Raw genomic sequence first — 23,904 nt, 5'->3', positions numbered from 1 at the left:
CGGTCATTCCTGGTGGGCCGGGACGGGAGTATCCTCGAGCCATTCGGGAATGGTATCGCGATTTATGATTTCGTCAAAGCTGGGGCGCGGACGAATGACGGCGAATTGATCCCCATGGACCAGAACTTCGGGGATCAGGGGCCGTGTATTGTACTCCGACGCCATGACCGCGCCGTAAGCGCCCGCCGAGCGGAAGGCCACCAGATCGCCCTCGGCCAGCGGCGGCATCTCGCGCCCCTTGGCGAAGGTATCGCCGCTCTCGCAGACGGGGCCGACAATATCATAGGGCGTCGGGACGACACCGGGCGCAGGTTCGCGCACCGGGACGATGTCGTGATGCGCGCCATACATGGAGGGGCGGATCAGGTCATTCATCGCCCCGTCGAGGATCAGAAACTCCCGGTCCTCGCCCCGCTTGATATAGATCGCGCGCGAGACCATCAGCCCCGCATTGCCGGAGATCAGGCGGCCCGGCTCAATCTCCACCTCGCAGCCCAGATCGCCCACAGTCCTTTGGATCAAGGCGCCATAGTCTGTCGGAAGGGGCGGTGCCTCGTTGGAGCGGGTATAGGGAATGCCCAGACCGCCACCGAGATCCAGCCGCCGGATGTCATGGCCATCTTCGCGCAGGGTCCGGGTCAGCTCCGCCACCTTGAGATAGGCCGCCTCGAAGGGCGCCAGTTCCGTCAGCTGGCTGCCGATATGCACATCAATGCCCACCACATCGATCCCCGGCAGTGCCGCCGCCTCGGCATAGATCTCGCGGGCGCGCGAGATCGGGACACCGAACTTGTTCTCCGCCTTGCCCGTCGCGATCTTCTCATGGGTCTTGGCATCCACATCCGGGTTCACCCGCAAGGTGATCGGCGCTTTCACGCCGAGGCTCACCGCGACCTCGCTCAGGGCGCGCATCTCGGGCTCGGATTCCACGTTGAACTGACGGATCCCACCGATCAGTGCGTCGCGCATCTCCTCCCGGGTTTTGCCCACGCCGGAGAACACGATCCGCTCGCCCGGCACGCCCGCCGCCTTGGCGCGCGCATATTCCCCGCCCGAGACCACATCCATTCCCGCGCCGAGCCCCGCCAGCACCTTGAGGATCGCCTGGTTCGAGTTCGACTTCATGGCAAAGCAGACCAGATGCGGACCCCAGTCCAGCGCTTCGTCAAAGAGACGGAAATGCCGGGTCAGGGTCGCCGTGGAGTAGACGTAGAAGGGCGTGCCCACCGCATCGGCAATCGCCGTCACGGGGACGTCTTCGGCGTAAAGCTGGCCGTCACGATAGAGAAAGTGATCCATGGGGCGATTCCTCGGGGGCGTTGCGCTGCGCGGGCGGGCATAACAGACCGGCCCGGAAATGCAATTTCAGCGGTCTGGGGGATCAGCGCGCGCGGATCGGCCCGCCGCGCAGGAAGAGATAGAGCGGCAACCCGCAGGACACCCCGATGCAGAAGGTCGCCGGCACCGCCAGCAGGGCGATCCAGTTCTTGCGCATCACCGTCTCGGAGATCACGAAGACCGTCAGGGCAATCGCGGCAATCGTCAGATCCCAGGTCAGGCCCGTGGTGGAGTTGTTGACATACCACGCATCGATCAGCCCCGAGAGCCCCGTGCCTGTCTCCTGCATATAGGTGACGAAGTAATACATCGGATGGATCGCGCCCCAGATGGCCAGCGCGAGATAGAGCCAACGCAGAAGCGACATCAGAACCGCGCCTTCACACCTGCCGAGGCTGTGCCCGAGATCGTGACCCCAGGCTCCGGACGATCATCGGCAGGGGGCGGTGTCGGCGCACCATCAACCCCGCAGGCGGTCAGCAGGCCGAGCGCGGCGAGGATCCAGAGCGCTCTCATAGCCCGACCCCGACGCGGGCCCGCCCGAGGCTGACCCCGACCGAGGGCGAGACGCGCACGCCATCCGATCCGATGCTCACCCCGGCTCCGACCCGCGGATCCGACACGTTGCACCCTGCCAGAACGAGGCAGAGCGCCCCAATGCCAAGCGTTTTGCGCAGGCTCATCCCAAACTCTCCTTCCAGCGCGCGATCTGCGCGCGGACCTGAACGGGCGCCGTGCCGCCATAGCTGGTGCGGCTGGCCACCGAATTATGCACGCCGAGCACGTCGAACACGGCCTCGGTGATCCCGCCATGGACCGATTGCATATCCGCGAGGCTCAGATCCGGCAGATCGCAGCCCTGCGCCTCGGCCATGGCGACCAGCGTGCCTGTCACATGATGTGCATCGCGGAAGGGCAAGTTCAACTCCCGCACCAGCCAATCGGCAAGATCCGTCGCCGTGGAAAAGCCGCTCGCCGCCGCCGCCTCGAGGCTGTCGCGGTTCGCGGTCATGTCGCCGACCATCCCGGTCATGGCCGCCAGCGCCAGCATCAGCGTATCGGCTGCATCAAAGACCTGCTCCTTGTCTTCCTGCATGTCCTTGGAATAGGCGAGCGGCAGACCCTTCATCACCGTCAGCAGAGCGACATTCGCCCCGACGATCCGACCGATCTTGGCCCGGATCAGCTCGGCGGCATCCGGGTTCTTCTTCTGCGGCATGATCGAGGACCCGGTGGAGAACCGGTCCGACAGCGCCACGAAGCGGAACTGGGCCGAGGACCAGATCACCAGCTCTTCGGCCATCCGGCTGAGATGCATGGCGCAGATGCTCGCCGTGCTCAGAAACTCCAGCGCGAAATCCCGGTCCGACACCGCATCGAGCGAGTTGGCCGCCGGACGGTCAAAGCCCAGCGCAGAGGCCGTCGCCTCCCGGTCGATCGGAAAGGAGGTCCCGGCGAGCGCCGCTGCGCCGAGCGGGCATTCGTTCATCCGCGCCCGTGCATCGCGCACCCGGCTCAGATCCCGAGCAAACATCTCCACATAGGCCATCATGTGATGGCCCCAGGTCACCGGCTGCGCGGTCTGCAGATGGGTGAAGCCCGGCATCACCCAGTCGGCCCCGGCCTCCGCTTGTGCCAGCAGCGCGCGGATCAGCGCTTCGAGCCCCTGCTCGGCTGCGTCGAACTGGTCCCGCACCCAGAGCTTGAAGTCCGTTGCCACCTGATCGTTCCGCGACCGCCCCGTATGGAGCCGCCCCGCCGGCTCGCCGATGATCTCCTTCAGGCGCGCCTCCACATTCATGTGGATGTCCTCCAGCGCGGCGGAGAAGGCGAACTTCCCTGTTTCGATCTCTGACAAGACCGTGAGGAGGCCTTCCCGGATCGTCTCCGCATCCTTACTGCTGAGGATGCCTTGCTGCGCGAGCATGGCCGCATGGGCGCGGGAGCCGTCGATATCCTGCTGCGCCAGCCGCTGATCGAAGGAGATCGAGGCATTGATCGCCTCCATGATCGCATCCGGTCCCGCGGCGAAGCGGCCACCCCACATGGCGTTGGATTTGGTGTCGGACATGGCTCGGCCCCGTGAAGCAAAGAGAAGGAAGACATATGCGCTGGATCGCGTTCGCCGTCCTATATCTGGGCGCCGCCCTTGGTGCAAATGCGGACACGCCCCGCGACATTGCGGCCCTGGAGGCGCTGCGCGAAGGCGAGATGATGAAGCTGCGCTTTCACGAGACCCCGCAGCCGGGCTCGGACCTGCCCTTCGTGCTGGATGACGAGAGCCAGTCGAGCCTTGCGGCCTATGAGGGCAAGATCGTCGTTCTGAACTTCTGGGCCACCTGGTGCGGCCCCTGCAAGAAAGAGATGCCCGGGCTGGACCGCCTGAACACCTCCATGGGGGGTGAGGATTTCGCCGTCGTGACCCTGGCCACGGGCCGCAACTCGGTGACCGGCATCAAGCGGTTCTTCGGCGAGGCGGAGGTTACCACCCTGCCCGAGTATCGCGACATCAAGCAGGGAATCGCTGATGCGATGTCCGTGCCCGGCCTGCCCACCACCGTGGTTCTGGACCGCGACGGGACAGAGATCGCCCGGCTCGTGGGGGCCGCCGAATGGGACACCCCTTCGGCCAAGGCTATTCTGACCCGGTTGATCGACGAAGAGCCCGGCAGCTAGCGCGCAGGCCCCCCGAGGGCCGCGCAACGGGTATGCCAGGGGCAGGAAACGAGGTGGTCATTCACCATGCCCACCGCCTGCATGAAGGCATAGACGATGGTCGGCCCGCAGAACTTGAAGCCCCGCGCCTTGAGATCCTTGGACAGCGCCTTGGAGATATCGGTCGAGCCGGGCACCTCGGAGAGGCTGGTCCATTGGTTCTGGATCGGGACACCGTCAACGAAGCCCCAGATATAGGCCGAAAACCCCTGTGTTTCCTCGATCTCCAGATAGGCACGGGCATTCCCGATGGTCGCTTCGATCTTGCCGCGATGGCGCACGATCCCGGGATCCTGGAGCAGACGCGCGACCTCCGCCTCGCCCCATGAGGCGATGGTGGCGGGCTCGAACCCGGCAAAAGCGCTGCGAAACCCCTCGCGCTTGCGCAGGATGGTGATCCAGCTCAGCCCGGCCTGAAACGCCTCGAGGGTGAGTTTCTCGAACAGGGCGCGCGGATCCCGCTCGGGCACGCCCCATTCCGTGTCGTGATAGGCCACATAGAGCGGGTCGTCGCCACACCAGTCGCATCGGGTTTCGGTCATCGGGGCCTCCAATTGCGGCATTTGAGTCCAATTTAGAACAAAGCAGGAAGATTCATGACGAATTAAGGGTTCTCGCGCAATGGTGGCGTCGTAACGAATGGAGCTGTCCCATGCCGCCGAAACGCCCTGCCAAGTCCGCTGGCCCGAACCAGAAGAACCCGCTGTCCGAGGCTGTCGCCCAGCGCGACAAGTCCACGCTCGCTCTCGTGAAGCAGGCCGTGGCCCATAAGAACGCGCTTCTGGCGTTTCAGCCGGTGATGCAGGCGGGCAACCAGAAGAAGGTCGCTTATCAGGAGGGGCTGATCCGGATCCATGACGATTCCGGGCGTCTTATCCCGGCGCGCGATTTCATCACCGTGGTGGAAGAGCAGGAATTGGGCCGCCAGATCGATTGCCTTGCACTGGAACGCGGGCTGGAAGCCTTGCGCCAGGTGCCGACCCTGCGGCTGGGGATCAACATGTCCGCCCGGTCGATTGGCTATCCGGAATGGAACGAGGTGCTGGAGCGGGGGCTGGCGGCGGACCCCACGGCGGCGGAGCGGCTCATTCTTGAGATTACCGAGCAGTCGGCCATGGCCATCCCCGAGATCGTCACGAAGTTCATGCGGGACCTTCAGCGCAAGGGCATCACCTTCGCCCTCGATGATTTCGGGGCGGGCCATACTTCCTTCGCCTATCTACGGGACTTCTTCTTCGACATTCTCAAGATTGATGGGAAGTTTATCCGCAATATCTCCAGCAATGTGGACAATCAGGTGCTGACCCAGGCACTGATCTCGGTCGCGGCCCATTTCGACATGTTCACCGTGGCGGAATCAGTCGAGACGGCTACGGATGCGGCCTTCCTGACGGCGGCCGGGATCGACTGCATGCAGGGATATCACTTCGCAGCGCCCAGCACGAAGCCCGCATGGCTCGACGACGCGGCCCTTTTACGCGCCTGAATCAGGCGTGAACCGGCGCGCTTTTGCGCGCAACGGGCAAGACCAACACACCTCTAACGGGAAAAAGCCGCCTCTCGCAGGGCGGCTTTGCGCTGAACGCATGCGTGGTAAATTTTTTTTACCGTGAATTTGCGGGCACGTCGAAATCCGTAACGCGCTGAAATGGTTAACACATTGCGATAAGCGCGCGGCCAAGCGCTTGGATTTCCGGCCTATTCGACCATGGGAGTGAGACACGATGTCAGGTGCCCCGTTCGATTTTCCTCCAATAGACGAAAGAGGACATTTCGTCATGCACCGCAAGCAGCCTGCCGAATTCGGGCGCCCGGAAGACCTTAGAGGGAGACCTTAGATGACCAACGTCGTAATCGCATCCGCCGCACGAACTGCCGTGGGCAGCTTCGGCGGCTCGTTCGCCAACACCCCCGCCCATGACCTCGGCGCAGCCATGCTGCAAGAGCTGGTCGCGCGGGCCGGCATCGAAAAATCCGACGTCTCCGAGACCATCCTCGGTCAGGTCCTGACCGGCGGCCAGGGTCAGAACCCGGCGCGCCAGGCCCATGTGAACGCCGGGCTGCCCATCGAAAGCGCCGCCTGGGGCATCAACCAGGTCTGTGGCTCCGGCCTCCGCGCCGTGGCGCTTGGCGCGCAGCACATCCAGCTGGGCGACGCCTCCGTCGTCTGCGCCGGTGGTCAGGAAAACATGACGCTCAGCCCCCATGTGGCCAACCTGCGCGCCGGTCAGAAAATGGGCGACATGAAGTTCATCGACTCCATGATCCGCGACGGTCTCTGGGATGCGTTCAACGGCTACCATATGGGTCAGACCGCCGAGAACGTGGCCGAGCAGTGGCAGATCAGCCGCGACATGCAGGATGAGTTCGCCGTCGGCAGCCAGAACAAGGCCGAAGCCGCTCAGAAGGCTGGCAAGTTCGATGACGAGGTCTTCGCCTACACGATCAAGACCCGCAAAGGCGACATCGTCGTGGACAAGGACGAGTACATCCGCCACGGCGCGACCATGGAAGCCATGCAGAAACTGCGCCCCGCTTTCACCAAGGACGGCTCGGTCACCGCGGCCAACGCCTCTGGCCTGAATGACGGCGCCGCGGGCGTGTTGCTGATGTCCGCCGATGAGGCAGAGAAGCGCGGCATCGAGCCGATGGCCCGCATCGCCTCCTACGCCACCGCCGGTCTCGACCCGTCGATCATGGGCGTGGGCCCGATCTATGCCTCCCGCAAGGCGCTCGACAAAGCCGGCTGGAAGGTCGACGACCTCGACCTCGTGGAAGCCAACGAAGCCTTCGCCGCACAGGCCTGTGCCGTGAACAAGGACATGGGCTGGGATCCGGCCATCGTGAACGTCAATGGCGGCGCGATCGCCATCGGTCACCCGATCGGCGCTTCCGGCGCACGGGTCCTGAACACCCTGCTCTTCGAAATGAAGCGCCGCGACGCCAAGAAAGGCCTCGCAACCCTCTGCATCGGTGGCGGCATGGGCGTGGCCCTCTGCGTTGAGCGCCCCTGATCCGATCCCGGGCGGCCCCGCAGCGGGCCGTCCACCCTATTCCACCGGGATCACCTGAGACGCACCCGTCCCGGTCGGACAAAAAACCTACCTCGAGGAGGATATCTAATGGGACGTGTTGCACTAGTTACCGGCGGTTCGCGCGGCATCGGCGAAGCCATTTCCAAGAAACTGCAGGCGGACGGGTTCACCGTTGCGGCCACCTATGCGGGCAATGACGAGAAGGCCGCGGCCTTCACCGAAGCCACCGGCATCAAGACCTACAAGTGGAACGTCGCCGACTACGAGTCGAGCAAGGCGGGCATCGCCCAGGTCGAAGCCGACCTCGGCCCGATCGAAGTGGTTGTCGCCAATGCGGGCATCACCCGCGACGCGCCCTTCCACAAGATGACGCCCGAGCAGTGGGACGAGGTGATCGGCACCAACCTCACCGGCGTGTTCAACACCGTTCATCCGGTCTGGCCCGGCATGCGCGAGCGCAAGTTCGGCCGCGTCATCGTGATCTCGTCGGTCAACGGTCAGAAAGGCCAGTTCGCCCAGGTGAACTATGCCGCGACCAAAGCGGGCGACCTCGGCATCATCAAGTCCCTAGCTCAGGAAGGCGCGCGCGCCGGCATCACCGCCAACGCTGTCTGCCCGGGCTACATCGCAACCGAAATGGTCATGGCGATCCCGGAAAAAGTCCGCGATTCCATCGTAGCCGGCATCCCGGTGGGCCGCCTCGGCGAGCCCGAGGAAATCGCACGCTGCGTGGCCTTCCTGGCCTCCGACGATGCGGGCTTCATCTCCGGCTCCACGATCTCGGCCAACGGCGCACAGTTCTTCAGCTGATCGCCGCGACAGCGCGAGCCAAAAAAAGGGGGCGGTCCCACGCGGGGTCGCCCCTTTTGCATTGATCGAGGATCGCCGGTTCAGGCGGTTTTGGCCTGCGCGCCGGTTTCACGGGTCTGAACGTGGAACGCCCAGGCGAGGAACTGGGCAAAGGCCGCGGCGCGTTCGGTGCGCCCGCGTGCGATGGCATCTTGGGTGGTCAGGGTTGCAGTGGCCTGCGTCATGATCATGCTCCTTGATCTGAATTTCTGAACTATCCCCTATATGATGCCGCTAACAAAAAGCTACAAACGAGACTTTTCCCGCGTTCAGTTAAGGTATACTTATCTGATATGTCTGATCGCCTCCCACCCTTGACCGCCCTGCGCGCCTTTGATGCCGCCGCCCGCCATATGAGCTTTGCCAAGGCGGCTGCGGAACTGAATGTGACCCCCGCTGCCCTGAGTTTTCAGATCAAGGGGCTGGAAGAGTATCTCGGCGCCCCGCTTTTTCGGCGCCTGAACCGGGCGGTGGAACTCACGGAGGCCGGGCATGCCCTGGCCCCCGGCGCGGCTGAGGGCTTCGATGCCCTGCGCCGGGCCTGGCTCGCCACGCGGCGCGTGCTGGACACCCGGACTCTAACGGTCACAGCGGGCCCGGCTTTTACCGCCAAATGGCTCGCGCCGCGGCTCTTTGACTTCGCCCAGAGCCATCCGGATGTGGAGTTGCGGTTCTCGGCGACCTTGCGGCTGATGGATTTTGACCGGGACGATGTGGATGTGGCCATCCGCTTTGGCATGGGCGGGGATGATCGCGACCTCTACAGCCGCGTGTTGGTGCGGGAATGGCTGACCCCCATGGTGGCCCCGCGGCTCGCAAACGAGCTGAAGACGCCCGAGGACCTGCTCAAGCTGCACCTCCTGGAAGATGGCAATCTCGACTTCGTGGACCCGCCCTGCAACTGGACGACTTGGTTCACCGCCATGGGGGTGAAGAATCCACCGGTGGTGAAGCCCCAGTTCAGCCAAGCCGACCACGCGATCGACGCGGCAGAAACCGGCGGGGGCGTTGTGCTGGGTCGCGCGTCTCTGACAGCCAAGGCCCTGCAAGAGGGGCGCCTCGTGATCCCCTTCCCCACGGCCATCACGACCGAGGCCCATTACCGCGTGCTCTGCACCCAAGAGGCGTCAGAGAAGCCGCAGGTGAAGGCGTTTCTGTCCTGGCTGTTTGAGCATGTGGGGGAGATTACGGCCCTCGATCAGGGGATGACATTCATCGACTCGGCGGATGTCAAAATCTGAGGGGGCGTCCGGGCTGCGGCTCGGTCAGGAGCACCGAACCGCAGGAGTTTGCGCGCTGTCAGCTGTCCTGCAGGCGCTCGATCTGCTCTTTCAAATGCAGCTTTTGTTTCTTCAGGGATGCAATCGTCAAACTGTCCGTTCCCGCACTTCGTTGCGCGTCATCCACACGTGCAGAAAGGATTTGGTGTTTACGGCGGAGTTCCTCGATATGCGAACTCACGGTCATGGGCGACCTCCTTGTAAATGTGGACAGTGAGGAAAGTGCAGCACAGAACCCGAGTCTTGTCACGAAAAACAACCGAGCGTTTTGGTCGAACTCTTTAACGATCCGCGTCCAGAAACCGCAGTTTTGCGCCGTTTCGCAGGATCTCCTGCGCGGAATTCGAGGCGTCATCCCCGTCCCGCAGGTGCGTTTCGCCCTCATGAAGCACCAAAGGCGCGCAGAGAACAAACGGAGCGCGCCCGTCCTTGAAGCCCTGTAAAACAAACCGCTTGGCCGGACGGCCCGCGCGCGCAACCAGAGGTTGTAGCCGGAGCGATCCGAGATGGGTTGGAACCGCTGCCATGAGCTCGGGCAAGCGGTCCGTGCGCGCGATCACGGTAACCGACCCCTTGGGCTTGGTGCGACGTACTGCCACACCCAGCCAGTCCCGCAAATCGCCCCGATCCCGCAGGGCAAGGTCCCGCCCCGGGTCGCTGGCCGCCGTTCCGGCCCCTTGCGCGAAATAGGGCGGGTTCAGCATGACATGATCGAAACTCTGCTGTCGCAGTGACGTTGGCAGCGCCATCAGGTCCGCCTGCCACACGGTCAGGGGCAAGTCATTGGCGGCTGCATTCTGCTCCGCCAGCGCTGCATACTCCGGTTGCACCTCGACCCCGTCACAGACAGCCCCGGTGCGCAGGCTCAAACAAAGCGCCGCGGTCCCCACGCCGCATCCGAGGTCGAGACAGCGCTCCCCCGCCTTGGCGGGCACGCTTGCCGCCAGCAGCACCGGATCGGTTCCCGCACGGTAGCCCCGCTTGGGCTGGGCAAGGCGCAAACGCCCGCCGAGAAACCCGTCCAGGCTGGTCTCCGGGGCCGTCTCCCCGCTCACGCCGGGCGGTCTTCGGTCACCGGGATATCATTGTCGGTCATCACCGCTCGGGCCCGGAACATGTCCCGCTGATGCACCATGAGGCGCCGCGGCAAAACGCCAATGGATCCTTCGAGAACGCTCATGTGGACGTCCATCTGGAAGCAGTCTATACCCTCGCCTTGGAGCAGGGCAGACGCGTAGGCAATGATGGTCGGATCGTTGGTGCGCAGCAGCTCTCTCATGACGTTGAGATAAGACCAGTAGGGTTCGGTTGTCGAGCCGCATGACGGAGCCGTGATGAGCTTGGATACCGCAGCAGCCACCAAACCCCATGAACGTCTCGCCGCCTATCTCGCCGAAGATATGGAGGCCGTGAATGCCCTGATCCGGGAGCGGATGGCCTCGGAACATGCGCCGCGCATTCCGGAAGTGACCGCTCATCTGGTCGAGGCGGGTGGCAAGCGCTTGCGCCCGATGCTGACCCTCGCGACCGCGCGGCTCTGCGGCTATGAGGGGCCCTATCACGTGCATCTCGCCTCGACGGTGGAGTTCATCCATACGGCGACGCTCCTCCATGACGATGTGGTGGATGAGAGCAACCAGCGGCGCGGGCGGCCCACGGCGAACCTGCTTTGGGACAACAAGTCGAGCGTACTCGTGGGCGACTACCTGTTTGCCCGTTCGTTTCAATTGATGGTCGAGACCGGCAGCCTGCGGGTGCTCGACATTCTTGCCAACGCGGCGGCGACCATCGCTGAGGGCGAGGTGTTGCAGCTCTCGGCGGCGCAGGATCTGGCCACGGATGAAGAGATCTACCTCAAGGTCGTGCGTGGCAAGACCGCGGCGCTCTTTTCGGCGGCGACCGAGGTGGGCGGCGTGATCGCAGGCGCGGATGAGGAACAGATCCGCGCGCTCTTTACCTATGGTGACGCGCTGGGGATTGCGTTCCAAATCGTGGATGACCTGCTGGATTATGGCGGGGATGCCGCGCAGACCGGCAAGAATGTGGGCGATGATTTCCGCGAGCGGAAGCTGACCCTGCCGGTGATCAAGGCCGTGGCGCAGGCGGACCAGACCGAGCGCGCCTTCTGGCAGCGGGTCATCGAGAAGGGCGATCAGCGGGAGGGCGACCTGGAGCACGCGCTCAGCCTGCTGGACAAGCATGGCGCCATGGAAGCCACCCGCGCCGATGCGCTGGCCTATGCGGCCCAGGCGAAGGAGGCTTTGGACGCGGTCCAGCCCCATCCCCTGACGGATATGCTGCGGGATCTGGCGGATTACGTGGTGGCGCGCCTGACCTGAGCGCCTAGCGCAGGGTCGTGGCCTGCACCCACCAATCGGGATGATCTGCCGCGATCGTGGCGGCGGCGGCTGACGCCCCCGCCGCGGACCCGAACAGCCCGAAACAGGTCGCCCCGGATCCGGACATCCGCGCGAGTGCGCAGCCCTCTGCCGCGGCGAGCCGCGCCAGCACGTCGGTGATCACCGGGGCGAGGGTCTGCGCCGGGGCCTCCAGATCATTGCGCTGCGTTGCGAGCCAGTCGGCAAAGGCAATGGGATCGGACATACTGGGCAGCGCATCTGGCATCGGCGCGTTGTCCTTCTTGGCCAGAGCCTTGAAGACAGCGGGTGTCGGGACATCCACGCCCGGATTGACGAGCACTGCGGGCAGCGCGGGCAGACCCGGCAAGTCTGCGAGCACCTCCCCGATCCCGGACATCCGCGTGGCACGCCCGCGCAGGCAGACCGGGACATCCGCGCCCAGCGCCGCGCCATCATCGGGGAGGTCTCCGCCTATCGCCTCGGCATAGAGCCGCAGGGCTGTTGCGGCATCCGAGGACCCTCCGCCGATCCCCGCAGCCGCTGGCAGGTGCTTCTCGAGATGGGCGGCCCCTTGCGCGGCCCCCAGATGGGCGGCGGCCTTCAGGATCAGGTTGCTCGCATCGGTCGGAACCCCCGCCGCGCGCGGCCCCGAGACGGTCAGGCCCAGCACCCCCTCGGGATCGAGCCAGAGCCTGTCCCCGCAATCGGCAAAGACCACGAGACTGTCGAGCAGGTGGTAGCCATCCGCCCGCTGCCCGGTGACATGCAGGGTCAGGTTGACCTTGGCCGGTGCGAAGCCTTCGAGCCGCGCGCCGTCAGTCCTTGGCGACATGGGTGGGTTCGGCCCCTTCCTCGATCAGGACCGCGTCGAGCCCGACCTCCAGCTTGCGGCGGATGCGCTCGGCCTCATCCTCTTCCGGCTCGAAGGAGAGCGCGCGCTTCCATTGGAACTCGGCTTCGCGCTTGCGCCCGACCGCATAATACACATCGCCCAGATGGTCATTGATGATCGGGTCCAGCGGCTCGAGCGCCACGGCCCGCTCCATGTAAGGCACCGCCTCATCGAAATCGCCCATACGGTAGAGCACCCATCCCAGGCTGTCGGTGATGTAGCCATTATCGGGCCGCGCGGCGACCGCTTGCTCGATCATGTCGAGGGCTTCATCCATGTTCCGGCCCAGCTCCACAAAAGAATAACCGAGATAATTCAGCACCATGGGCTGGCCCGGGTTGAGCTCCAGCGCGAGGCGCAGATCCGCCTCCGCCGCATCCCATTCGCCGATCCGCTCATTGGCGATGCCGCGCGCGTAATAGAGGACCCAGTCCTGTTCACCCTGCGCCTCGGAGATTTCAATGGCCGTGTCATAGGCCGCCGCGGCATCGGTGAAATTCTCCATCCGGCGATGGGCATCGGCCAGCGCGGAATGCACGCGTGCGACATTGCCATGGGTCTCGACCAGCTGGGTCAGCACCTCGATGGCCGCATCAGGCTTCTCGGCCTGGCGCAGAACATTGGCGCGTCCGATCTCGGCGGTCAGAAATGCAGGGCTGTTGCGCGGGACCTGATCATAGGCCTTGTTGGCCAGATCATACTGCTCAAGGTTTTCCAGCAGGCTCGCGGTCAGCAAAGTCGCATCGATATGATCCGGCGCGAGGATCTGCGCGACCCGCGCATAGAGCAGGGTGAAACTGTCGGAGGCCTGTCCATTCAGGGCGACAGCGACGGTAAAGAACGCCTCCGCGTAGCCCGCTTGCGGCGTGGGCACCACGTCGAAGGCAAGTGTCCCGGCCTCGAGCTGGTCCAGCAGGGCGGCACCCCGGGGGGCGTCCCGCCCGATCCGCGCCTCGATCAGGCTGCGCGCCTCCTCAGCCCGGCCCAGCTGCGCGAGCACCTGGGCCTGAGCGATGATCGCACGCCCCGAGAGCGAGGCCGCGATAGAGCCATCCTCGGTCAACATCGCCAGCGCGCCTTCGAAATCCCCGACCTGCGCCAGCGCCATGCCCTTGTGATAGATGCCAAAGGCCCGGGTCCGCGGATCCGCAATCATCTCGTCAAAGGTGGCAAAGGCCTCATCCGCCTGCCCCGCAGAGAGCGCGCGCCAGCCCGCGACGAGCTTGTCGCCCACGGGGCCGACCCCGGGCACCTCGGCTTCCGGATCACCGTCAGGGCCCAGAATATCTGCCGCCAGCACGAGCCCTGCGATCTGGTTCGTGGGGAAGTCCTTGGCCAGCTTCAGAGCGATGGGATACGCGCTTTTCTGGTCACCCAATGCGAGAAAGGCGATGGCCGCGCTTTCCATCAGCGCCGGGTTCGACCGATCGCGCATCAGGGCCCGGGCGAAATAGCGGGCCGCCTCGGCGTAGTTGCTGTTCAGGCTCGCGGTCCGACCGGCGAGATAGGCGCCGGAAACACCGTTTGGCGCAGCGGCCACAGGGGCGGTCATCGGCGCTATAAGCACAAGGGCAAGCGCCACGCTGGCGCGAAGGGCGGCCTGTCTGATCATCTCAAAAAACCTCTCAACTGGGGGGTGTCCGCTGGAGTATGGGGTACCGTAGCGAGGCCGTTGCGAAGTCGCAATGCATAGGCACCCCGCGCCGGATCGGGCACGGGGTGCTTCACGCAAAGTTCAGAGAGACAGGCGCCGGAGCGCCGGACTGCTTACATATTGGGATAGTTCGGACCGTCACCGCCCTGGGGTGTGGTCCAGACAATGTTCTGGGCCGGATCCTTGATATCGCAGGTTTTGCAGTGGACGCAGTTCTGGAAGTTGATGACAAAGCGCGTGGGCTTGTCCTCTTCCTTGACGAACTCATAGACCCCCGCCGGGCAGTAGCGCGCCGAGGGGCCCGCATAATCCGGCAGGTTCTGCGCCACCGGAACGCCCGCATCGCGCAGGGTCAGGTGCGCGGGCTGGGATTCCTCGTGATTGGTGAAGGAGTACGCCACGTTGGTCAGCCGGTCGAAGCTGAGCGTGCCATCGGGCTTGGGATAATCGATCGGCTCGAACTTGGCTGCTTTGCCCGTGGCCTCGGCATCGGTCTTGCCGTGCTTGACCGTCCCGAAGAGCGAGAAGCCCCACGTGTTGGTCCACATGTCCAGCCCGCCCATGGTGAGCGAGGCCATGAGCCCGTATTTCGACCAGAGCGGTTTGACGTTGCGCACCTTCTTGAGGTCCTTGCCCACAGGGCCGTCTCGCAGCTCCGCCTCGTAGCCTTCCAGCGTGTCGCCGGAGCGACCCGCCGTGATCGCCTCATAGGCGGCTTCGGCTGCGGCCTTGCCCGAGAGCATGGCGTTATGGTTCCCCTTGATCCGCGGCACATTCACCAACCCGACCGAGCAACCCAGCAGCGCGCCGCCCGGGAAGACGGATTTCGGCATGGACTGATAGCCGCCCTCGGAGATCGCCCGCGCGCCATAGGCCACGCGCTTGCCGCCCTTCAGCAGCTCCGCGACCATCGGGTGATGCTTGAAGCGCTGGAACTCCATATAGGGGAAGAGATAGGGGTTCTCGTAGTTCAGATGCACCACGAAACCCACATAGACCTGATTGTTATCAAGGTGATAGATGAAGGATCCGCCGCCCGCATTCTTGCCCAGCGGCCAGCCCATCGTGTGTGTGACCGAGCCTTCGCGGTGCTTGGCGGGATCAATCTCCCAGATCTCCTTCATGCCGAGGCCGTATTTCTGCGGCTCCCGCCCCATGGAGAGGTCGAACTTCTCGATCACCTGCTTGCTGAGCGAGCCGCGCACACCCTCGCCGAGCATCACGTACTTGCCGTGGAGCTCCATGCCCGGCTCATAGCCGTCGCCCGGGGTGCCATCGGGGTTCTTGCCGAACTCGCCCGCGACCACGCCCTTCACTTCGCCCTTCTCGCCATAGATCAGCTCGGAGCAGGCCATGCCCGGGAAGATTTCGACACCCATCTCCTCGGCCTGCTCAGCCATCCAGCGGCAGACATTGCCCATGGAGACGATATAGTTCCCGTGGTTGTTCATCAGCGGCGGCATGGGCGCGTTGGGGATCCGGATCTGGCCCGCCTCGCCCAGCATGTAGAACTTGTCCTCGCGCACGGGCACATTGATCGGCGCGCCCTTCTCTTTCCAATCGGGGATCAGCGCGTCGAGACCCACCGGATCGAGCACGGCACCCGACAGGATATGTGCGCCCACTTCGGAGCCCTTTTCCAGCACGACCACATCGAGATCCGCGTTGAGCTGCTTCAGCCGGATCGCTGCCGACAGGCCCGCAGGACCCGCCCCAACAATCACAACATCATATTCCATGGCTTCGCGCTGCACTTCGGTCATTGGCTCTCACACTGGCTGGCCATCGGCGAATCCCGAGGCGTTGAAATAATGTTGCGGGACGGGATAGCCGTCCCTTCGGAAAGGGTCAATTGTGACGCCACATCGCAACGATGTTGGACGCAACGTTTCGCGCGCGAAAGCGGTCTTGCACCATTGCCGGGCTTGATTATGGTTCAATCTTCACGTTGCGACTCGCTCTTCTCAGGAAAGACCCATGGATAAAATCCCCATGACCCGCCGGGGTCATACGGCTTTGGATGCCGAGCTCAAGCAGCTCAAAACCATCGAGCGTCCCGCTGTGATCCGCGCGATTGCCGAAGCGCGGGAGCATGGCGATCTGTCGGAAAATGCCGAGTATCACGCGGCGCGCGAGAAACAGAGTTTCATCGAGGGCCGGGTGAAGGAGCTCGAGGCGCTGTTGTCGCTGGCGCAGGTGTTCGATCCCGCGACGCTGTCGGGGCCGATCAAGTTCGGCGCGACCGTGACCATCGTCGATGAGGATACGGACGAGGAGAAGACCTATCAGATCGTCGGCGAGGCCGAGGCGGATATCGAGAAGGGTCTCTTGAACCTGAAATCCCCGATCGCCCGCGCGCTGATCGGCAAGGAAGAGGGTGACAGCGTCGAGGTTCGCACCCCCGGCGGCGTCCGCTCCTACGAGATCCTCGAGATCGCGTATAAGTAAGGCAACCCAGCACGGAGCCTGACATGGCGCAGCAGAGTACCGGCCCCGCGCGATCCGCCGGTGTCCGGACGTCTTCCGGCCCGCCGAACGTGCCCAAACCGGCGATCACGGCGATCGAGGTGATCGCGCTGGCGCTCAGCCTCGTCTGGCTGGCGGCAATCCTTCTGCTGTTCTTCGGCCTCGATCTCGGGGCCAGCATCGCAGCGACCGGGGCGGGTGGGCTCGGGGTCGTGATGATCCTGCTGGCGGTGTTTCTGCCCATCGCCCTGATCTGGGTCGCGGCCTCCGTGGCGCGCACGGCGCGGATCATGCGCGAAGAGGCCGAGCGCCTGCAGGAGGCGCTCACAGCCATGCGCGAGACCGCCCTGCGCCAATCGGTAAGCGGGGGCAGCGTGCCCCCAACCGTGGCGCGCAAGATTGACGAGATCGCCGAGACCACGCGACACACGGACAGCACGCTCGTGACCTTTGCCAGCGCCCGCGCCGGTGCGGCGGCAACCCCGCCCTCCGAGGTGAAGGCAGCTTTGGCCGATCCCGTGGCCCCGCGCACCCGCCCCGACCCGCAGCCCTCGCTCGGGCTGGACGCGCCGCCCGAGGATCTGCGGGAACCGATCTCGGTGTCGGAGTTTATCCGCGCTGCGAATTTCCCCGAAACCGCCGAGGACAAGGAAGGGTTTCGCGCCCTGCGCCGGGCTTTGGAAGATCGCAACGCGGGCAAGCTGATCCGCTCGGCCCAGGATGTGCTGACCCTGCTGTCCGAGGACGGGATCTACATGGATGACCTGATGCCGGATCGTGCTAAGCCCGAAGCCTGGCGTCGGTTCGCGGATGGGGAGCGCGGGCGCTCCGTGGCGGCTCTGGGCGGGATCCGGGATCGGTCCTGCCTTGCCCTGAGCTCGGCCCGCATGAAATCCGACCCGATCTTTCGCGATACGGTCCATCACTTCCTGCGCCATTTCGATCGAACCTTCTCGGCCTTCGCCGCCCATGCCACGGATGAAGAGATCATCAAGCTCGCCGATACCCGCTCGGCCCGGGCCTTCATGTTGCTGGGGCGCGTGACGAAGACCTTCGAATAGGTTTGCATGGCCCCGACCGAGGCGGTCGGGGCGGACGCGCGCCGTTCCTGAGCCAGCGCCCGCTTCTCCGGAAGGACCAAACGCGCGACCCTGACCGGTCTCGCGCGTCTGCGGGTCCTGAAAAGGACCCGCCTCCGACCAGGGACACGCCCCCTGATCACACCTTGTTACCTGCGATTGCGCCTGCCTCCGGCTTGATCTAGCCAACGGGCAAAGGATCTTCCCGATGCACTCAGCCAGACCTGATCGCCCCTATCTCGACGGCCTCCGCGGCGGCCTGCCCTTCCTGTTGGTCGTGGTGCCCTTCGGCATGCTCTTTGGTGTGGTCGGCACCGAGGCTGGACTGAACATCGTCGAGATCATGGGCTTTTCCATGCTCGTCATCGCGGGGGCAGCCCAGTTCACGGCGATCCAGCTGATGACCGAGAACGCCCCGGTGTTGGTCATCCTCGCCTCTTCGCTGGCGGTGAACCTGCGGATGGCGATGTATTCGGCCTCCATCGCGCCCTATCTCGGCCCCCTGCCCCTGTGGCAGCGCGCGCTCTCCGCCTATTTCCTCGTGGACCAGACCTACGCGGTCTCCATCGCGCGGTTTCAGGCCCGGCCCGAGATGAGCCTCGGCGCGCGGCTGGCCTTTCATCTGGGCGCCGCGACGCCGATCTGCCTCTGCTGGTATCCGGCAACCTATTTCGGCGCCGTGGCGGGCACGCGGATCCCGCCGGACTATGCGCTGGATTTCGCGCTGCCGATCACCTTTCTGGCCCTGATCGCACCAGCCCTGACCAGTCTCGCCCATGTGGCCGCGGCCCTGACGGCGACGGTGCTCTCGCTGCTCTTTGTGGGCATGCCCTTCAGCCTCGGCATCATCGCGGCGGCCATTTGCGCCCTTCTGGTGGGCGCGCGGGTTGAGCTGTGGCAGACGCGCCGCCGCGAGGCCAAGCCATGACCGAAATGTCGAGCCTGACCCTCTGGGGGTTGATCGTGGCGCTGGGGATCGGCACCTTCCTGATCCGCTATTCGTTCATCGGTCTGCTCGGCGGGCGGGAACTGCCGGAATGGGTGCTGCGCCACTTGCGCTATACCTCCGTGGCGGTCTTCCCCGCCCTGATCGCGCCCCTTGTGCTCTGGCCCGCTGCCACGGGCGGGGAGCCGGATCCGGCCCGCCTGTCGGCGGCGGCGGTGACCCTCGTGGCCGGCATTTTGACCAAGAACGTGGTCCTGTCGGTCTTTATGGGCGGGGCTGCGCTCTATGGGGTGATCGCCCTCCTCGGCTAACGGTTTCGAGATTGTTGCTTTTTTCTGCGACGGAACCGCTTATCTCATACGTATAGAATAGCAGGACCGCCCAAAGCCCGGAGATCCTTAGCCATGCGCTTCCTGACCCGCAGCCTTGTCGGGCTCGTGCTCCTCTCACTCACGGTGGGGCTTCTGGGCTTGGGCGGTCTGATCCTGTCCGACGCCATCACTGCCCGAAACGCCGATGACGGGCCCTCGCGCCCGGCGCGCGAGCGGGTCTATGCAGCGAGTGTCGCAAGCCTCACCCCGGAGACGATCACCCCGACCCTGTCGGTCTATGGCGAGATCCGCAGCCGCCGAACGCTGGAGGTCCGCGCCCCGAGCGCGGGCACGGTACTGGCCCTGCACCCCGCCTTTGAAGAGGGAGGGCGCGTGGCGGCGGGCGATGTCCTGATCCAGATCGATCCGGCAGATGCGGAAACCGCACTACAAAAGGTCCGCACGGATCTGGACGAGGCGCGCGCCGATCTGCGCGATGCAATCCGGACGCTGGAACTGGCCGTGGATGATGTCTCTGCCGCCCGGGCGCAGCTTGACCTGCGCCGTCAGGCACTGGAGCGGCAGCGCAACCTGCAGGACCGGGGCGTGGGCACCGAAGCCGCCGTCGAGGTGGCCGAACTGGCAGAGGCCGCCGCGGTGCAGGCCCTCTTGTCACGGCGACAGGCGCTGGCGGCCTCCGAGGCGCGGATCGATCTGGCCGAGACCCGGGTGGACCGGCGCGAGATCGAAGTGGCCGAGGCGGCGCGCGATCTTGAGGATACCACCCTCACCGCCAGTTTCGATGGCACGCTCACGGCCACAACCGCCGTGATCGGCGGGCTGGTAACCGCGAACGAGCAGATCGCCCAACTGGTGGACCCGACCGCGCTCGAGGTCGCGTTCCGCACCTCCGCCGCGCAGTATTTGCGCCTGCTGGGGCCCGATGGGCGGCTGCGCCAGACCGATGTGGCGGTGACGCTGGACGTGCTGGGCGAGGCGATCACGGCGCAAGGCCGCTTGACCCGGGCCGGAGCTCTGGTGGGCGAAGGACAGACCGGGCGGCTCCTCTTCGCGCAGCTTGCGGAGGCACCGGCCTTTCGTCCCGGCGATTTCGTGACCGTTACCGCCCCTGAGCCTGAGCTTTCGGGCGTAGTGCTGCTGCCCTCCAGCGCGGTCTCGCCCGAGGGCGCTGTACTGCTCTTGGGAGAAGAGGACCGGTTGGAGGCCGGACGGATCGAAATCGTGCGCCGTCAGGGCGATGACCTGATCATCCGGGCGGGCGGTCACGCCGGGCGCGAGGTGGTCACCGATCGCAGCCCGGTCCTGGGCGCTGGCATCAAGATCCGCCCCGTGCGCACCGAGGCCGACCTCACCACAGCCGCCGCCCCGGAAATGCTCGAACTCGATGAAGACCGCCGGGCGCGCCTGATCGCCTTTGTCGAGGGCAATTCCCGTATGCCCGCCGCGGCCAAGGCCCGGGTGCTCGGTCAACTCACGCAGGAGCAGGTCCCGGCAGCGGTGGTCGCGCGGATCGAAAGCCGGATGGGAGGCTGATATGGGCGCGATTGGCGGCCTTCTGTCCTATTTCACGCGGCATCGCACGGCGGCAAACCTGCTTCTGGTGATGCTGCTTGCGGTCGGGCTCTTCGTGGTGCCCAAGATGCGCACCCAGTTCTTTCCCGATGTGGTGGTCGATGATGTGACGGTCACCGTAGCCTGGGATGGCGCCGGGGCCGAGGATGTGGACCGCGCGATCATCGCGCTGATCGAGCCGGTGCTGCAAGCGGTCGAGGGGGTCACCGAAAGCTCCAGCACAGCGCGCGAAGGCCGCGCCACCATGAGTGTCGAGTTCGAGCCCGGCTGGGATATGAGCCGGGCGACCGATGATGTCCGCGTGGCCGTGGACAGTGTCACGGACCTGCCCGACGACGCCGAGGATCCCACGATCCGACGCAGCAACTGGCGCGACCGGATCACCGACGTGGTGGTCCATGGCCCAGTGGGTGTGGACCAGCTCGCCCGGTTCTCGGACGAGTTTGTCGCCCGCCTGTTTGAGGCCGGGGTGACGCGAACCACGATCCGCGGGATTGCCGCGCCCGAGACACTGGTGGAGGTCTCGACCCTTGATTTGATCCGCTATGACCTCACGCTCAGCGAGATCGCCGATGCCATTGGTGGGGCGGCGGATAGCGCGCCCTCGGGCGATGTGGCGGGCGGGTCGGCCCGAGTGCGGACCGGGACCGAAACCCGCAGCGCAGATCAGATCGCCGCCCTCGCCCTGCGCACCAATGAGGATGGCAGCCTGCTGACCATCGGGGATGTGGCGACGATCTTTGTCGGCGGCGTCGACCGGGAGCGGGCCTATTTCGTGGGCGAGAACCCCGCGATCTCGATCCGGGTGGACCGCAGCAACCGGGGCGATGCCATCGCGATCCAGGCCCAGGTGGCCGAAGTGGCGGAGGCCTTTGAAGGGGATCTGCCCGAGGGCGTGCAGATCGAGCTGATCCGTACCCGGGCCGAGGCGATCTCGAGCCGCCTGAACATCCTTCTGGATAACGGGCTCGTGGGGCTCGGACTGGTCATCGCCCTACTCTTTTTGTTCCTGAATGCGCGCACCGCCTTCTGGGTGGCCGCCGGGATCCCCGTGGCCATGTTGGCGGCGGTGTCGCTGATGTATCTTGGCGGGCTGACCCTGAACATGGTCTCGCTTTTTGCGCTGATCATCACCCTTGGGATCGTGGTGGATGATGCCATCGTCGTGGGCGAGCATGCGGATTACCGCGCCCGCCAACTGGGCGAGGACGCGCCCACCGCGGCTGAGAACGCGGCCATCCGCATGGCACCGCCGGTCTTTTCGGCCACGGTCACCACCGTGATCGCGTTTTTCGGGCTGACGGCCATCGACGGACGCTTTGGCGATCTGATCGTCGCGATCCCGTTCACGGTCATCGCCGTGCTGATCGCCAGCCTCGTGGAATGCTTCCTGATCCTGCCCAACCACATGGCCCATGCGCTGGCGCACTCCGCCAAGGAGCATTGGTATGACTGGCCGTCGCGGCAGGTGAACCGAGGCCTCGACTGGGTCAAGCGGGTGCTGTTCCGGCGCCTGATCGCCTGGGTGATCCTCGCGCGCTACCCGGTCTTTGCCGGGGCGATCGTCCTGCTACTGTCGCAAGCCGCGCTTTTCGTTCGGGGCGATGTGACCTGGCGCTTCTTCAACGCGCCCGAGCGCGGCTCGATCACCGGCAATTTCGCCATGCTGCCCGGGGCCACGCGCGAAGACACCTTCGAAGTGATGCGCATGATCCAGACCGCCACGGAGGAGCTTGGCGCGCGCTACGAGACGGAGTACGGCGTGAACCCTCTGGCCTTCGTGCTGGCGGAGGTGGGTGGCACCACCGGGCGCGGGCTTGCCGGGGCCGACACGAAGGACACTGACCAATTGGGCTCGATCGCCATTGATCTGATCGATGCGGATCTGCGGCCCTATTCCTCCTTCGCCTTCCTCGCCGAGCTGCAAGACGCCGTTCCGCGCCACCCCAAGCTTGAGACCCTGAGCTTCCGAGGCTGGCGCTCCGGTCCCGGTGGCGATGCCCTTTCGGTGGAGTTCTACGGGGCCGATACCCAGACCCTGAAGGACGCCGCCGAAGCCCTGAAGACCGCCATGGCGATCTATCCGGAAGTGTCGGCCCTGGAGGACAGCCTCTCCTATGACAAGGAGGAGCTGGTTCTGGAGCTGACGCCCATCGGCAGCCAGCTCGGCTTTGATATCGAGGCGCTGGGGCGCGAGTTGCGCAACCGTCTCAACGGGATCGAGGCTGCGACCTACCCGTCGGGGACCCGTACAGCCGAGATCCGGGTGGAGCTGCCCGCGCGGGAGCTGGGGTCGGACTTCCTCGACCGGATGCAGCTGCGCACGCCGAGCGGGGCCTATGTCCCCCTCGCCGATATCGTCTCTGTGCGCAGTCAGGACGGGTTCTCGCGGATCCAGCGCGAGAACGGCCTGCGCGTGGTGACGGTCTCGGGCGATATCTCGGGTGACAATGCCATGCGGGCCGTCGAGATCAACGAGGCCCTCACCGAGGAGCACTTGCCCCGGATCCAGGAGGTTTACGGCGTCAACTACGTGCAATCGGGCCTTGCGGAGCAGGAGCGCGACTTCCTGACGGACGCGACACTCGGCTTTCTGCTCTGCCTGATCGGGATCTATCTCTGCCTTGCCTGGATTTTCTCGAGCTGGACCCGCCCGGCTGTGGTGATGATGGTGATCCCCTTCGGCTTTATCGGCGCGATCTGGGGGCACTACATCTGGGATGTGCCGCTGTCGATGTTCTCTGTCGTGGGCCTGATCGGCATGGCCGGGATCATCATCAATGACAGTATCGTGCTGGTCACGACCATCGATGAATATGGCAAGGAACGTGGGCTTGTGCCCGCGATCATCGACGGGGCCGTGGACCGGCTGCGCCCGGTGCTGCTGACGACGCTGACCACGGTGCTGGGCCTCACGCCACTGCTCTATGAAGGCTCACAGCAGGCGCAGTTCCTCAAACCGACGGTGATCACGCTGGTCTATGGCCTCGGCTTCGGGATGGTGCTGGTGCTCGTTCTGGTGCCTGCGGTGATGGCAATGCAGCAGGATATCGGACGTCAGATCACCGCGCTGCGGCGCGCCGTGCTCGCGCCGCGCCGGACGGGCAGCGCCGGGCGTGCCACCCTTGTGGCGGCGCTGCTGGGCGCGGTCTGGCTGGCGGCCACCTTCGGGGTGAGCTTCGTGACCGGCGCCCTGCCACCGGCGCTTGCCGGGCTGGCCCCGGCGGGTCTGTCGGGCCCCATGGCGACCTTCCTCGTGTTCCTCGCCGGGATTGCGGTGATCGCGCTGATCAGTTGGGTGATCGGCGCCCTCGCGCACGGCCTGCGCCGCGCGCGGGTAGCGAACCCACCGCCCGGGGCGTCCTGATCACGAGAGAGCGGAAGTC

Annotated in this window: 25 protein-coding genes; 12 read left to right on the top strand and 13 right to left on the bottom strand. The window is 65.1% G+C overall.

Annotation, left to right across the window (positions count from 1 at the left end):
• Nucleotides 1-3: 3 nt before the first annotated feature.
• The 5 genes from lysA to argH all read right to left on the bottom strand — a co-directional run bounded on the left by lysA (nucleotide 4) and on the right by argH (nucleotide 3,409).
• Nucleotides 4-1,299, bottom strand: coding sequence for a diaminopimelate decarboxylase (gene lysA / locus ACP153_RS18650; RefSeq protein ID WP_424972528.1), 1,296 nt, complete (start codon nucleotides 1,297-1,299; stop codon nucleotides 4-6).
• 82 nt (nucleotides 1,300-1,381) lie between these two features.
• On the bottom strand, nucleotides 1,382-1,705 hold the full coding sequence (locus tag ACP153_RS18645; RefSeq protein WP_424972527.1) for a DUF2834 domain-containing protein: 324 nt from the start codon (nucleotides 1,703-1,705) through the stop codon (nucleotides 1,382-1,384).
• Nucleotides 1,705-1,854, bottom strand: a complete 150-nt coding sequence (locus ACP153_RS18640) for an argininosuccinate lyase (protein ID WP_424972526.1) — start codon at nucleotides 1,852-1,854, stop codon at nucleotides 1,705-1,707. Before ACP153_RS18640 ends, ACP153_RS18645 begins: the two co-directional genes overlap by 1 nt.
• Complete coding sequence (locus ACP153_RS18635) at nucleotides 1,851-2,021, bottom strand: hypothetical protein (protein ID WP_424972525.1); 171 nt, start codon at nucleotides 2,019-2,021, stop codon at nucleotides 1,851-1,853. The genes ACP153_RS18640 and ACP153_RS18635 overlap by 4 nt, the downstream gene beginning before the upstream one ends.
• On the bottom strand, nucleotides 2,018-3,409 hold the full coding sequence (gene argH / locus ACP153_RS18630; protein WP_424972524.1) for an argininosuccinate lyase: 1,392 nt from the start codon (nucleotides 3,407-3,409) through the stop codon (nucleotides 2,018-2,020). Before argH ends, ACP153_RS18635 begins: the two co-directional genes overlap by 4 nt.
• Nucleotides 3,410-3,444: 35 nt before the next feature.
• Between argH and ACP153_RS18625 the strand changes: the two genes are divergently transcribed.
• Nucleotides 3,445-4,014 (top strand): TlpA family protein disulfide reductase, encoded by a 570-nt coding sequence (locus ACP153_RS18625; protein ID WP_424972523.1) that lies wholly within the window; start codon nucleotides 3,445-3,447, stop codon nucleotides 4,012-4,014.
• Here ACP153_RS18625 and ACP153_RS18620 read toward each other — a convergent pair.
• Nucleotides 4,011-4,595, bottom strand: coding sequence for a DNA-3-methyladenine glycosylase I (locus tag ACP153_RS18620; protein ID WP_424972522.1), 585 nt, complete (start codon nucleotides 4,593-4,595; stop codon nucleotides 4,011-4,013). The genes ACP153_RS18625 and ACP153_RS18620 overlap by 4 nt on opposite strands.
• Before the next feature lie 110 nt (nucleotides 4,596-4,705).
• Here ACP153_RS18620 and ACP153_RS18615 point away from each other — a divergent pair, with 110 nt between their 5' ends.
• From ACP153_RS18615 to phbB, 3 genes are all read left to right on the top strand, one after another.
• Nucleotides 4,706-5,539, top strand: coding sequence for an EAL domain-containing protein (locus tag ACP153_RS18615; protein WP_424972521.1), 834 nt, complete (start codon nucleotides 4,706-4,708; stop codon nucleotides 5,537-5,539).
• Between the two features lie 352 nt (nucleotides 5,540-5,891).
• Entirely contained in the window at nucleotides 5,892-7,067 is a 1,176-nt protein-coding gene (locus tag ACP153_RS18610; protein ID WP_424972520.1) for an acetyl-CoA C-acetyltransferase, read from the top strand.
• A gap of 108 nt (nucleotides 7,068-7,175) precedes the next feature.
• A complete protein-coding gene (gene phbB, locus ACP153_RS18605; protein ID WP_424972519.1) occupies nucleotides 7,176-7,898 on the top strand; it encodes an acetoacetyl-CoA reductase in 723 nt (240 codons plus the stop codon).
• An 80-nt stretch (nucleotides 7,899-7,978) separates the two neighbouring features.
• On the opposite strand, the gene ACP153_RS18600 is transcribed toward phbB, so the two are convergent.
• Nucleotides 7,979-8,122, bottom strand: coding sequence for a hypothetical protein (locus tag ACP153_RS18600; protein ID WP_424972518.1), 144 nt, complete (start codon nucleotides 8,120-8,122; stop codon nucleotides 7,979-7,981).
• Between the two features lie 108 nt (nucleotides 8,123-8,230).
• Here ACP153_RS18600 and ACP153_RS18595 point away from each other — a divergent pair, with 108 nt between their 5' ends.
• The gene (locus ACP153_RS18595) at nucleotides 8,231-9,178 is read left to right on the top strand and encodes a transcriptional regulator GcvA (RefSeq protein ID WP_424972517.1); all 948 of its coding nucleotides are present in this window, start codon (nucleotides 8,231-8,233) and stop codon (nucleotides 9,176-9,178) included.
• Nucleotides 9,179-9,236: 58 nt separating this feature from the next.
• On the opposite strand, the gene ACP153_RS18590 is transcribed toward ACP153_RS18595, so the two are convergent.
• From ACP153_RS18590 to ACP153_RS18580, 3 genes are all read right to left on the bottom strand, one after another.
• Entirely contained in the window at nucleotides 9,237-9,404 is a 168-nt protein-coding gene (locus tag ACP153_RS18590; protein WP_424972516.1) for a YdcH family protein, read from the bottom strand.
• 94 nt (nucleotides 9,405-9,498) lie between these two features.
• Nucleotides 9,499-10,272, bottom strand: coding sequence for a tRNA1(Val) (adenine(37)-N6)-methyltransferase (locus ACP153_RS18585; protein WP_424972515.1), 774 nt, complete (start codon nucleotides 10,270-10,272; stop codon nucleotides 9,499-9,501).
• Nucleotides 10,269-10,496, bottom strand: coding sequence for a DUF2007 domain-containing protein (locus ACP153_RS18580; protein WP_424968194.1), 228 nt, complete (start codon nucleotides 10,494-10,496; stop codon nucleotides 10,269-10,271). The genes ACP153_RS18585 and ACP153_RS18580 overlap by 4 nt, the downstream gene beginning before the upstream one ends.
• 55 nt (nucleotides 10,497-10,551) lie before the next feature.
• Here ACP153_RS18580 and ACP153_RS18575 point away from each other — a divergent pair, with 55 nt between their 5' ends.
• A complete protein-coding gene (locus tag ACP153_RS18575) occupies nucleotides 10,552-11,556 on the top strand; it encodes a polyprenyl synthetase family protein (protein WP_424972514.1) in 1,005 nt (334 codons plus the stop codon).
• 4 nt (nucleotides 11,557-11,560) lie between these two features.
• Here ACP153_RS18575 and ACP153_RS18570 read toward each other — a convergent pair whose 3' ends face one another.
• From ACP153_RS18570 to ACP153_RS18560, 3 genes are all read right to left on the bottom strand, one after another.
• Complete coding sequence (locus tag ACP153_RS18570) at nucleotides 11,561-12,409, bottom strand: 4-(cytidine 5'-diphospho)-2-C-methyl-D-erythritol kinase (RefSeq protein WP_424972513.1); 849 nt, start codon at nucleotides 12,407-12,409, stop codon at nucleotides 11,561-11,563.
• Nucleotides 12,393-14,081 (bottom strand): tetratricopeptide repeat protein, encoded by a 1,689-nt coding sequence (locus tag ACP153_RS18565; RefSeq protein WP_424972512.1) that lies wholly within the window; start codon nucleotides 14,079-14,081, stop codon nucleotides 12,393-12,395. The genes ACP153_RS18570 and ACP153_RS18565 overlap by 17 nt, the downstream gene beginning before the upstream one ends.
• Nucleotides 14,082-14,236: 155 nt before the next feature.
• On the bottom strand, nucleotides 14,237-15,886 hold the full coding sequence (locus ACP153_RS18560) for an electron transfer flavoprotein-ubiquinone oxidoreductase (protein ID WP_424972511.1): 1,650 nt from the start codon (nucleotides 15,884-15,886) through the stop codon (nucleotides 14,237-14,239).
• A gap of 214 nt (nucleotides 15,887-16,100) precedes the next feature.
• Here ACP153_RS18560 and greA point away from each other — a divergent pair, with 214 nt between their 5' ends.
• From greA to ACP153_RS18530, 6 genes are all read left to right on the top strand, one after another.
• The gene (gene greA / locus ACP153_RS18555) at nucleotides 16,101-16,571 is read left to right on the top strand and encodes a transcription elongation factor GreA (protein WP_424972510.1); all 471 of its coding nucleotides are present in this window, start codon (nucleotides 16,101-16,103) and stop codon (nucleotides 16,569-16,571) included.
• 23 nt (nucleotides 16,572-16,594) lie between these two features.
• A complete protein-coding gene (locus ACP153_RS18550; protein ID WP_424972509.1) occupies nucleotides 16,595-17,650 on the top strand; it encodes a hypothetical protein in 1,056 nt (351 codons plus the stop codon).
• Between the two features lie 226 nt (nucleotides 17,651-17,876).
• Nucleotides 17,877-18,596 (top strand): AzlC family ABC transporter permease, encoded by a 720-nt coding sequence (locus ACP153_RS18545; RefSeq protein ID WP_424972508.1) that lies wholly within the window; start codon nucleotides 17,877-17,879, stop codon nucleotides 18,594-18,596.
• The gene (locus tag ACP153_RS18540) at nucleotides 18,593-18,925 is read left to right on the top strand and encodes an AzlD domain-containing protein (protein WP_424972507.1); all 333 of its coding nucleotides are present in this window, start codon (nucleotides 18,593-18,595) and stop codon (nucleotides 18,923-18,925) included. Before ACP153_RS18545 ends, ACP153_RS18540 begins: the two co-directional genes overlap by 4 nt.
• Nucleotides 18,926-19,018: 93 nt before the next feature.
• Nucleotides 19,019-20,479 carry an efflux RND transporter periplasmic adaptor subunit gene (locus tag ACP153_RS18535; RefSeq protein WP_424972506.1) on the top strand — a complete coding sequence of 487 codons (1,461 nt, stop codon included), beginning with the start codon at nucleotides 19,019-19,021 and terminating at the stop codon, nucleotides 20,477-20,479.
• 1 nt (nucleotide 20,480) lies between these two features.
• Nucleotides 20,481-23,885, top strand: a complete 3,405-nt coding sequence (locus ACP153_RS18530) for an efflux RND transporter permease subunit (protein WP_424972505.1) — start codon at nucleotides 20,481-20,483, stop codon at nucleotides 23,883-23,885.
• Nucleotides 23,886-23,904: the final 19 nt, after the last annotated feature.

Origin of the sequence: Dinoroseobacter sp. S76 (genome assembly GCF_049801095.1) — a bacterium.
Taxonomy (GTDB): Bacteria; Pseudomonadota; Alphaproteobacteria; order Rhodobacterales; family Rhodobacteraceae; genus Dinoroseobacter.
The sequence above is the reverse complement of the archived record's forward strand: the minus strand, read 5'-3'. Positions and strand labels throughout refer to the sequence as shown.

Excerpts from the sequence above, each read along its gene's own strand:
- ACP153_RS18535 (WP_424972506.1), top strand. The coding sequence starts at position 19,019 with ATGCGCTTCCTGACCCGCAGCCTTGTCGGGCTCGTGCTCCTCTCACTC.
- ACP153_RS18580 (WP_424968194.1), bottom strand. The coding sequence starts at position 10,496 with ATGAGAGAGCTGCTGCGCACCAACGATCCGACCATCATTGCCTACGCG.
- ACP153_RS18530 (WP_424972505.1), top strand. The coding sequence starts at position 20,481 with ATGGGCGCGATTGGCGGCCTTCTGTCCTATTTCACGCGGCATCGCACG.
- ACP153_RS18565 (WP_424972512.1), bottom strand. The coding sequence starts at position 14,081 with ATGATCAGACAGGCCGCCCTTCGCGCCAGCGTGGCGCTTGCCCTTGTG.
- ACP153_RS18645 (WP_424972527.1), bottom strand. The coding sequence starts at position 1,705 with ATGTCGCTTCTGCGTTGGCTCTATCTCGCGCTGGCCATCTGGGGCGCG.
- greA (WP_424972510.1), top strand. The coding sequence starts at position 16,101 with ATGGATAAAATCCCCATGACCCGCCGGGGTCATACGGCTTTGGATGCC.
- ACP153_RS18560 (WP_424972511.1), bottom strand. The coding sequence starts at position 15,886 with ATGACCGAAGTGCAGCGCGAAGCCATGGAATATGATGTTGTGATTGTT.
- ACP153_RS18590 (WP_424972516.1), bottom strand. The coding sequence starts at position 9,404 with ATGACCGTGAGTTCGCATATCGAGGAACTCCGCCGTAAACACCAAATC.
- ACP153_RS18540 (WP_424972507.1), top strand. The coding sequence starts at position 18,593 with ATGACCGAAATGTCGAGCCTGACCCTCTGGGGGTTGATCGTGGCGCTG.
- argH (WP_424972524.1), bottom strand. The coding sequence starts at position 3,409 with ATGTCCGACACCAAATCCAACGCCATGTGGGGTGGCCGCTTCGCCGCG.
- ACP153_RS18595 (WP_424972517.1), top strand. The coding sequence starts at position 8,231 with ATGTCTGATCGCCTCCCACCCTTGACCGCCCTGCGCGCCTTTGATGCC.
- lysA (WP_424972528.1), bottom strand. The coding sequence starts at position 1,299 with ATGGATCACTTTCTCTATCGTGACGGCCAGCTTTACGCCGAAGACGTC.
- phbB (WP_424972519.1), top strand. The coding sequence starts at position 7,176 with ATGGGACGTGTTGCACTAGTTACCGGCGGTTCGCGCGGCATCGGCGAA.
- ACP153_RS18625 (WP_424972523.1), top strand. The coding sequence starts at position 3,445 with ATGCGCTGGATCGCGTTCGCCGTCCTATATCTGGGCGCCGCCCTTGGT.
- ACP153_RS18640 (WP_424972526.1), bottom strand. The coding sequence starts at position 1,854 with ATGAGAGCGCTCTGGATCCTCGCCGCGCTCGGCCTGCTGACCGCCTGC.
- ACP153_RS18610 (WP_424972520.1), top strand. The coding sequence starts at position 5,892 with ATGACCAACGTCGTAATCGCATCCGCCGCACGAACTGCCGTGGGCAGC.
- ACP153_RS18620 (WP_424972522.1), bottom strand. The coding sequence starts at position 4,595 with ATGACCGAAACCCGATGCGACTGGTGTGGCGACGACCCGCTCTATGTG.
- ACP153_RS18615 (WP_424972521.1), top strand. The coding sequence starts at position 4,706 with ATGCCGCCGAAACGCCCTGCCAAGTCCGCTGGCCCGAACCAGAAGAAC.
- ACP153_RS18550 (WP_424972509.1), top strand. The coding sequence starts at position 16,595 with ATGGCGCAGCAGAGTACCGGCCCCGCGCGATCCGCCGGTGTCCGGACG.
- ACP153_RS18635 (WP_424972525.1), bottom strand. The coding sequence starts at position 2,021 with ATGAGCCTGCGCAAAACGCTTGGCATTGGGGCGCTCTGCCTCGTTCTG.
- ACP153_RS18575 (WP_424972514.1), top strand. The coding sequence starts at position 10,552 with ATGAGCTTGGATACCGCAGCAGCCACCAAACCCCATGAACGTCTCGCC.
- ACP153_RS18545 (WP_424972508.1), top strand. The coding sequence starts at position 17,877 with ATGCACTCAGCCAGACCTGATCGCCCCTATCTCGACGGCCTCCGCGGC.
- ACP153_RS18570 (WP_424972513.1), bottom strand. The coding sequence starts at position 12,409 with ATGTCGCCAAGGACTGACGGCGCGCGGCTCGAAGGCTTCGCACCGGCC.
- ACP153_RS18600 (WP_424972518.1), bottom strand. The coding sequence starts at position 8,122 with ATGACGCAGGCCACTGCAACCCTGACCACCCAAGATGCCATCGCACGC.